This is a genomic window from Gordonia crocea, from assembly GCF_009932435.1.
In the GTDB taxonomy this organism is placed as follows: domain Bacteria; phylum Actinomycetota; class Actinomycetes; order Mycobacteriales; family Mycobacteriaceae; genus Gordonia; species Gordonia crocea.
Window position 1 is genome coordinate 1 of the sequence record NZ_BJOU01000012.1, and the last position, 8362, is coordinate 8362.

Here is an 8362-nt window from a genome sequence, read left to right on the forward strand (position 1 = left end):
GGTTCCCGGCCATCGCCCGGTTTACGACAAGTGGTTCCGCGTCGAGGTCACCGGCGCGGAGAACCTGCCCGAGACGGGCGGCGCACTGCTGGTCGCCAACCACGCCGGCACCATTCCCATCGATGCCCTGATGACGTCGATCGCGGTCCACGACAACCACCCGTCGGGGCGCTACCTGCGGCTGCTGGCCGCCGACATGGCCTTCGACTCGCCGGTCCTGGCGAGGTGGCCCGTCGCATCGGTGCAACCCTGCCTGCTCGAGCGACGCGGAGTACCTGCTGCGCGCCGGCGAACTGACCGCGGTGTGGCCGGAGGGCTACAAGGCATCGGCAAGCTCTACAAGGACCGCTACAAGCTGCAGCGTTTCGGGCGCGGCGGCTTCGTGACGACCGCGATCCGCACCGGCGCCCCGATCATCCCGGTGTCGATCGTCGGCTCCGAGGAGATCTACCCGATGCTCGGCGACCTCAAGCCGGTGGCCAAGGTTCTCGGTCTCCCGTACTTCCCGGTGACCCCGCTGTTCCCCTGGCTGGTCCGCTCGGCGCGATTCCGCTTCCGTCGAAGTGGCACATCCACTTCGGCAAGCCGATCGCCACCGACTCTACGACGACGAGCCGCCGCCGACGACCCGCTGGTGGTGTTCGACCTGACCGACCACGTCCGCGAAGAGATCCAGCAGACGCTGTTCCGGATGCTCAGTCGTCGTGGCGGCGTCTACCTGGGCTAGCGCCCGAGTCGGTATTAACCAGCGGTTTCCCAGTGCCGCCGGTTCCCAGTGCCGCCGTTTCTCAGTGCCGCCGTTTCTCAGTGCCGGCGACCGCGCCGCAGCGCTGCCGCGGCACCGCCGCCCACGCGCGCCGAGGGCAATGGCCGTGGGCACCCGTATTTGGCGGCCTTGCGCGCAGTCCGGAATCGTAGCTCTCCCAGCCGCGCACCTTGGCGATCTCCTTCAGGTCGGAGTCGGGGTTGATCGCGACGGCGGTGCCGACCAGTGACAGCATCGGCACGTCGTTGTGCGAGTCGGAGTACGCGGTACACCGCTGCAGGTTGAGGCCCTCCCGGATCGCCAGCGAACGGACCGCGTGGGCCTTGCCCAGGCCGTGCAACACGTCGCCGACGAGGCGCCCGTGAAGATCCCGTCTTCGCTCTCGGCGACGGTGCCCAGGGCGCCGGTCAGACCGAGTCGGGTGGCGATGGTCTGCGCGAGTTCCACCGGGGTCGCCGTCACCAGCCAGACCTGCTGCCCGGCGTCGAGGTGGCGCTGGGTGAGGGCGCGGGTGCCGGGCCAGATCTTGTCGGCAGATGTACTCGTCGTAGATCTCCTCGCCCAGGGCGACCAGTTCGGCGGCTGGGGCGGCCGGCGATGAAGGAGAGGGCCTGTGTCGCGGCCCTCGGCGACGTCGTCGGCATTCTCCTTGCCGGTTGATGCGGAACTTGATCTGCGACCACATGGCGGTGGCGATGTCGCCGTAGGAGAAGTACTTGTGCGCGGCCAGGCCGCGCGCGAAGTGCACGATGGAGGCGCCTTGGACGAGGGTGTTGTCGACGTCGAAGAAGGCGGCCGCGGTCAGGTCGGCGCCGTCGGGCCGGGTCTCGGCCCGCGCGGCGAGGGATTCGAGGGCGGCTTTGGCGGCGGCCTCGCCGGCGAGGTTCTGCCGCAGTTCCGCGGCGGTTTGGCGGAACCGGCCGCTGGCGGTGGACACCCAGTCGCGGACCCGCCGGTCGATTTCGGCCTCATCGGGTTCGTCCCCGTCGGCGGTGCCCCCGTCGGTGTGCTCGTCGTCGGCGTCCCCGCCGGTGTCCTCGTCGTGGTCGGTGTGCACCGCGTCGGGGTCCGGTTCGTCGGCGTGGGGGTCCGGCTCGAAATCGGGGTCGGAGTCAGGGTCGTAGGCAGGATCGGACTCGGGCGTCAGGTCCCGGTCGCGGATGGGGAAATCGCCCTGCGTCCCATTGGGCTCGTCACTCACGTTGGCTCACTCCGGTGCTCGCTGTGGCTGGCAAGGTCAAGATTAGCGGCCGGGCGCCGGGAGCGGCAGTGAGCGGGCCCAATAGGAGCGCAGTCGCGTTGATGTGGGCGGTGGCAGACTGGGCGTGTGGAGGAGGTCCAGATGCGAATCGTGTTGCTGACCCGCGCCGGGTGCGCCGCGTGCGGAACGGCCCGCACCGATCTCGGTCGGATCTGCGGGGAACTCGGCGAGGGATTCGACGAGGTCGACGTTGACGAACGGGCCGCAGCCGGCGATCCGGCGTTGCGGGGCGAATACGGCGACCGGTTGCCCGTGGTGCTGCTCGACGGGGAAGAGCACAGCTACTGGACCGTCGACGAGCCGCGCCTGCGTGCCGATCTGGCACCGTAGCCGCCTGCGCCGGTGACCGGGCCCGGGTACCTGGCTCGGGTCTGCGAACCGGTGCCAGATACCCTGGAACAATGACTTCGCTGTCTGCGAGAAGGCCGGCGGCCAGGATTCCTGGCCCGTCGGTCGCCCGCTTGGCGACCTACCTGACCGCCTTGCGCGAGCGCGCAGCCACCGGCGTCACTGTCATCTCCAGCGCCGAACTGGCCGCGGCCGCGGGGGTCAATCCGCTGTTGCTGCGCAAGGACCTGTCCTACGTCGGCGGTCACGGCGTGCGGGGTGTCGGGTACCAGGTGCACAAGTTGATCGCGACCGTCGCCATGGCGCTGAACAGCGACAGTGCGCAGGTCGTGGCCCTGGCTGGCGTTGGTTCGCTCGGTCGGGCGCTGCTCGCACACACCGGTCGCGACCCGCGGTTCAGCCTCGGCGCACTGTTCGACGACGACCCCGGCCTCCTCGGCGCGCGGCTGTCCGCGGACGGTCCGGTGATCGCCCCGCTGCACGAGATCGGCGGGACGGGCGACGACGGCGAACCGTTCGACATCGGGGTCATCGCGACCCGTGACGATCTCGCCCAGGACGTCTGCGACGCCTTCGCCAAGGCCGGTGTCCAGCAGATTCTCAATGTCACGCCGGTGTCCCTAACGGCGCAAGAAGGCGTCTCGATCCGCCAGATTGACCTAGCCTTGGAATTACAGTTGTTGTCGTTCGCGGCGGCGGGGAAAAGGTGATCTCGTTGTGAGTGTCCTGCTATTCGGGGTATCGCACCGCAGCGCGCCCGTGCGCGTGCTGGAGCGGTTGGCGATTTCTGAGCACGACCGGCCCAAGATCGTCGACCGGTTGCTCGCCTCGCCGACGGTGTCGGAGGCGATGGTCGTGTCGACCTGCAACCGCATCGAGATCTACGCCGTCGTCGAGGCCTTCCACCCGGCACTCGAGGCCGTCGGCAACGTCCTCGGCGACCACTCCGGGATGACCATCAACCAGATGACCGCGCACGCCTACGTGCGCTACTCCGAGGCCGCCGCCGAGCACCTGTTCACCGTCGCGGCCGGGCTGGACTCCCTCGTCGTCGGCGAGCAGCAGATCCTCGGCCAGATCCGTGGGGCTTACGCCAGTGCCGACGCGCACCGGACGGCTGGCCGGGTGCTGCACGAGCTGGCACAGCAGGCGCTGCGGGTCGGCAAGCGGGTGCACACCGAGACGGGAATCGACCGGGCCGGCGCCTCTGTGGTGTCGGTGGCCCTGCACCGCGCGCGCAGCGTCCTGGCGGCGTCGGGCACCGAGGCCCGCCACGGCGTGGTCCTGGGTGCCGGCGCGATGGGCGGCCTGTCGGCGGCCCACCTCGCCCGTGAGGGCGTCGGGCAGATCACCATCGTCAACCGCAGCGTCGAGAAGGCCCAGCGCCTGGCCGACAACGTCAGCGCCAACCATGCGGGCGTCACCGCCACCGGTGTGGGCCTCGACGAGTTGTCCACCGCCATGGCCAACGCCGACGTCATGATGACCTGTTCGGGCTCGACCGGATCGGTGGTCAGCGTCGCCGAGGTCCACCATGCGCTCGCCGCGCGCACCGCGACGACACCGCTGGTGATCTGCGACCTGGGCCTGCCGCGCAACGTCGACCCGGCCGCGGGTCGGCTGCCCGGTGTCGAGCTGATCGACATCGAGGGGCTGCGCGGCGACTCCCAGACACAGGCCGCCGAGGCCGACCTGGTCGGCGCGCGGGGCATCGTCGCCGCCGAGTTGGCCGACTACCTGGCCGCCCAGCGACGCGCCGAGGTGACCCCGACGGTGACCGCGTTGCGCCAGCGCGCCAACGAGGTGGTCGAGGCGGAGGTCATGCGGCTGGAGTCGCGTCTGCCGTCGATGACCGACGCCGAGCGCGACGAGGTCGCCAAGACCGTCCGCCGGGTCGTCGACAAACTGCTGCACGCCCCGACCGTCCGGGTCAAGCAACTCGCCGCCACCGCTCACGGTGACCAGTACGCGGAGGCATTGCGCGAGCTGTTCGAGTTGCGCCCGGGTGCGGCCGAGTCGGTGGCGGTCCCCGACGCCGATGCGCTGCGCCTGCCCGACCCGGTCGTGCGCGACGCCTCGGGCGGGGCCCGGTGACGCCGCCGGTACTGCGCATCGGGACCCGCGGGTCGCTGCTGGCGACCACGCAGGCCGGCCACGTGGCGCAGGCGCTGACCGACGCCGGACACCCCGCCGAACTGGTCATCATCAAGACCCAGGGCGACAAGTCGGCGGCCCCGGTGACCGAGATCGGCGTCGGCGTGTTCACCACCGAACTGCGCGTCGCGTTGCGCAACGACGAAATCGACGTCGCGGTCCACTCCTACAAGGATTTGCCGACCGCGCCCGAACCGGACCTGGTGATCGCGGCCGTTCCGCCGCGCGAGGATGCCAGAGATGCCCTGGTCAGCAACGGAAACCGGGTTCTCGGCGCCCTTCCCGTCGGTGCCACGGTGGGTACGTCGGCTCCCCGTCGGGTCGCGCAGCTTAGAGCATTGGGTCTCGGTTTGGAAATTCGCCCCCTAAGAGGCAACCTTGATTCTCGGTTGGGCAAAGTCGCCAACGGTGAACTCGACGCAGTCGTGGTCGCCCGGGCCGGGTTGGCCCGCATCGGCAGGACCGAGGTCATTGCCGAAGCGTTCGACCCGGTGGTGCTGCTACCGGCACCGGCCCAGGGTGCCCTGGCCGTCGAATGCCGCGCCGACGATGCCCAGCTGGTGAGTACGCTCGCCACTTTGGACGATCCGTCCTCTCGTGCGGCGGTCGATGCCGAGCGCGCAGTGCTGGCGGCCTTGGAGGCCGGTTGCACCGCGCCGGTAGGGGCCTACGCGGAGGTCGTCGAGTCACTCGACGACGACGGTCGGATCTTCCTCGAGCTGTCGCTTCGCGCGGCGGTTGCGGCTGTCGACGGATCCGATGTGATCCGCAGTTCGGCGGTCGGACCGATCGAGCAGGCGGCGCAGGTGGGGCGCGCACTTGCCGCGGAAATGCTGGAGTCGGGAGCCGCATCGCTTCTGGCCTAGCTGACTGACTACCACCCCTGCGGGGGTAGGAGAGTGCGAGTGATGAGCCGGACGAAGAAGGCCACCCCGGGTCGGATCCTTTTCGTGGGCGCCGGTCCCGGTGACCCCGACCTGTTGACTATCCGAGCGCGCAGCGTGTTGACCAATGCGACAGTCGCATTCATCGATCCCGACGTGCCGTCCGGGGTGGTGTCGCTGATCGGGGCCGTGCACCGGGCCGAGGCCGCGCCGACGCCGCGCCGCGCGAAGGCCGCGGAGTCCGAAGCCGTCGAGGCGGAGACCGTCGACGAGGCGGTCGAGGACCCGGTCGACGTGCACCCGGCGCTCGGTGATCCCGCCGACGTCGCCAAGACCCTCGTGACCACCGCGAAGACCGGGGTCGACGTGGTTCGCGTCGTCGCCGGCGATCCGCTGACCTCCAATGCGGTGCTGGCCGAGGTGACCGCCGTCGCGCGCACCGTCGTGCAGTTCGAAGTCTTGCCGGGCCTGCCCGCCGCCGCGGTCGTCCCCAGCTACGCGGGGATGCCGCTGGGCTCGGGCTACACCGTCGCCGACATGCGCGGCGACGTCGACTGGGCCGGCCTGGCCGCCGCGCCGGCGCCGCTGGTCCTGCACGGCACGGCCAGCCACCTCGCCCAGGTGGCGGCCTCGCTGATCGCCCACGGGCTCGCGGCCACCACCCCGATTGCCATCACCATCAACGGCACCACCTGCGCCCAGCGGACCATCGAGGCCACCCTGGAGACCGCGGCGGAGAAGGGCGGCGAACTCGCCGGTCCGCTGCTGCTCACCATCGGCAAGGTCGTCGCTCAGCGCGGCAAGCTGTCCTGGTGGGAGTCGCGGGCGCTGTACGGCTGGACCGTCCTGGTGCCGCGCACCAAGGAGCAGGCCGCCGACATGAGCGAGCGCCTCGTCGGGCACGGCGCCATCCCCAAGGAGGTGCCGACCATCGCCGTCGAGCCGCCGCGCTCGCCCGCCCAGATGGAGCGGGCCGTCAAGGGCCTGGTGGATGGCCGCTACCAGTGGGTGGTGTTCACCTCCACCAATTCGGTGCGCGCGGTGTGGGAGAAGTTCGCCGAGTTCGGCTTGGACGCCCGCGCGTTCTCGGGCGTGAAGATCGCCTGCGTCGGGGAGGCCACGGCCGACAAGGTCCGCACATTCGGCATCGAGCCGGAGTTGGTCCCCTCCGGGGAGCAGTCGTCGCTGGGCCTGCTCGAGGACTTCCCGCCATACGACGAGGTGTTCGACCCGGTCAACCGGGTCCTGCTGCCGCGGGCCGACATCGCCACCGAGACCCTCGCCGAGGGCCTGCGCGAACGCGGTTGGGAGATCGACGACGTCACCGCGTACCGCACGGTGCGCGCGGCCCCGCCGCCCGCCGAGACCCGCGAGATGATCAAGACCGGCGGATTCGACGCGGTGTGCTTCACGTCGAGTTCCACGGTGCGCAACCTCGTCGGGATCGCGGGCAAGCCGCACGCCCGGACCATCGTCGCCTGCATCGGCCCGAAGACCGCCGAGACGGCGATCGAGTTCGGCCTGCGGGTCGACGTCCGGCCGGAGACCGCGTCTATCCCCGACCTGGTCGAGGCGCTGGCCGCCCACGCCGCCCGTTTGCGGGCCGAGGGCGCGCTGCCCCCGCCGCGCAAGAAGTCGCGCCGCTCGCGGTCCTAGCCTCATCGGTTTGCTGTTGTGCTCGGAATCCGAGCACAACAGCAAACGGAATGATAGCGGGGAACCCGGTACCTAGCCCGCTGCGTCTAAGGGGAATGGATCTCGATGAATTCCTCATCCGGCACGACGGGGTGATCAGCCGCCAGCAGGCTCTTGGCCTGGGTATGAGCAGTGCGGCCATTTCGCGCCGGGTCGACTCCGGGCGGTGGCGGGGTGTGACCCGCGGGGTGTATCTCGCGGCCGGTCATCCCCGTTCGGCGCGGGCACAGGCACGACTGGCGGTCGCCGCGGTGGGTCCTACCGCGGTCTTGGGTGGGGCCGCTGCCGCCTGGTGGCTCGGTTTTGTTGCCGATGAGCCGCACAGGCAGGTTGTTTTCACGTCGGCGGTCGGTGATCACCGTCGACGGACCTCGACCTCGCTCGTCCGGCACCGCCGCCTCTGCGCGGAGGACGTCTCGATCCATCGCCACCTGCGGGTGACCTCGCCGGCCCTGACGGCTCTCGATGCGGCCGAAGAGATCGGCCTCAAGGCGCTCGACGCGGTTCTGCTGCGCCGGTTCACCACCGTCGACGGGTTGCTGCGAGCACATGCGCGGTACCCCACGGTGCGCGACAAGTCGGATCGTGGCTGAAGCTGCTCGGCGAGGGGACACGCTCCGAGGCCGAGCGGATCGTCGCCCGGATCTTTCGCCAGGCGGGTCTGTCCGGCTGGGTGGCCGGACCTACGGCGACATCGTCGAGCGCCCTCAGATGGTTGTCGAGCAGATCCTGATGGTCCTGCGGCGGGCGGCGTGATCCCTGAGCGGTTGTGCTCGGAATCCGAGCACAATCGCTAACAGACGACCGACGACCCCCGATTCGACGTTCGACCCTAGACTCGACGGTGTGACTCCTCCGGACAGCAGTTCCGCCCCCTGGGTGCGGCCGCGTCGGTTGCGCTCCACGTCGGCCATCCGGCGCCTCGTCGCGCAGACCGACGTCGAACCGCGGCACCTGGTGTTGCCGATGTTCGTCGCCGACGGGCTGACCGAGCCCAAGCCGATCGACTCGATGCCCGGCGTGGTGCAGCACACGATGGATTCGCTGCGGCAGGCGGCACAGGCGGCGGTGGCCGCCGGCGTCGGCGGGCTGATGCTGTTCGGGGTGCCCAGGGCCGAAGACAAGGACGACATCGGGTCGGGTGCCGATAGCGCCGACGGGGGTGCTCAACCGCGCGTTGGCCGCGGTGCGCGCCGACCTCGGCGACGACACGGTCCTGATGGCCGATACCTGCCTCGACGAGTTCACCGACCA

The 8362-nt window shown here is 70.2% G+C and carries 7 protein-coding genes and 2 pseudogenes; 8 read left to right on the forward strand and 1 reads right to left on the reverse strand.

The window, feature by feature from the left end; all coding sequences use genetic code 11:
- Nucleotides 1-727, forward strand: a 727-nt coding sequence (locus nbrcactino_RS14860; protein ID WP_186343403.1) for a 1-acyl-sn-glycerol-3-phosphate acyltransferase, incomplete at its 5' end; no start/stop codon positions are given.
- 77 nt (nt 728-804) lie between these two features.
- On the opposite strand, the pseudogene nbrcactino_RS14865 reads toward nbrcactino_RS14860, so the two are convergent.
- Nucleotides 805-1727, reverse strand: a pseudogene (locus tag nbrcactino_RS14865) (HAD family hydrolase).
- 381 nt (nt 1728-2108) lie between these two features.
- On the opposite strand from nbrcactino_RS14865, the gene nbrcactino_RS14870 reads away from it, so the two are divergent.
- The 7 genes and pseudogenes from nbrcactino_RS14870 to nbrcactino_RS14900 all read left to right on the forward strand — a co-directional run.
- A complete protein-coding gene (locus tag nbrcactino_RS14870) occupies nt 2109-2357 on the forward strand; it encodes a glutaredoxin family protein (protein WP_161928299.1) in 249 nt (82 codons plus the stop codon).
- A 71-nt stretch (nt 2358-2428) separates the two neighbouring features.
- A complete protein-coding gene (locus tag nbrcactino_RS14875) occupies nt 2429-3085 on the forward strand; it encodes a redox-sensing transcriptional repressor Rex (protein ID WP_161928300.1) in 657 nt (218 codons plus the stop codon).
- 7 nt (nt 3086-3092) lie between these two features.
- Nucleotides 3093-4469, forward strand: a complete 1377-nt coding sequence (locus nbrcactino_RS14880; protein WP_161928301.1) for a glutamyl-tRNA reductase — start codon at nt 3093-3095, stop codon at nt 4467-4469.
- On the forward strand, nt 4466-5395 hold the full coding sequence (gene hemC, locus nbrcactino_RS14885) for a hydroxymethylbilane synthase (protein WP_161928302.1): 930 nt from the start codon (nt 4466-4468) through the stop codon (nt 5393-5395). The genes nbrcactino_RS14880 and hemC overlap by 4 nt, the downstream gene beginning before the upstream one ends.
- Before the next feature lie 42 nt (nt 5396-5437).
- Nucleotides 5438-7069: a bifunctional uroporphyrinogen-III C-methyltransferase/uroporphyrinogen-III synthase gene (locus nbrcactino_RS14890; RefSeq protein ID WP_161928303.1), complete on the forward strand. Its 1632-nt coding sequence runs from the start codon at nt 5438-5440 to the stop codon at nt 7067-7069.
- Nucleotides 7070-7164: 95 nt separating this feature from the next.
- Nucleotides 7165-7701, forward strand: coding sequence for a type IV toxin-antitoxin system AbiEi family antitoxin domain-containing protein (locus nbrcactino_RS14895; protein ID WP_228460941.1), 537 nt, complete (start codon nt 7165-7167; stop codon nt 7699-7701).
- Nucleotides 7702-7954: 253 nt separating this feature from the next.
- A pseudogene (locus nbrcactino_RS14900) lies at nt 7955-8362 on the forward strand (porphobilinogen synthase); the annotation flags it as partial.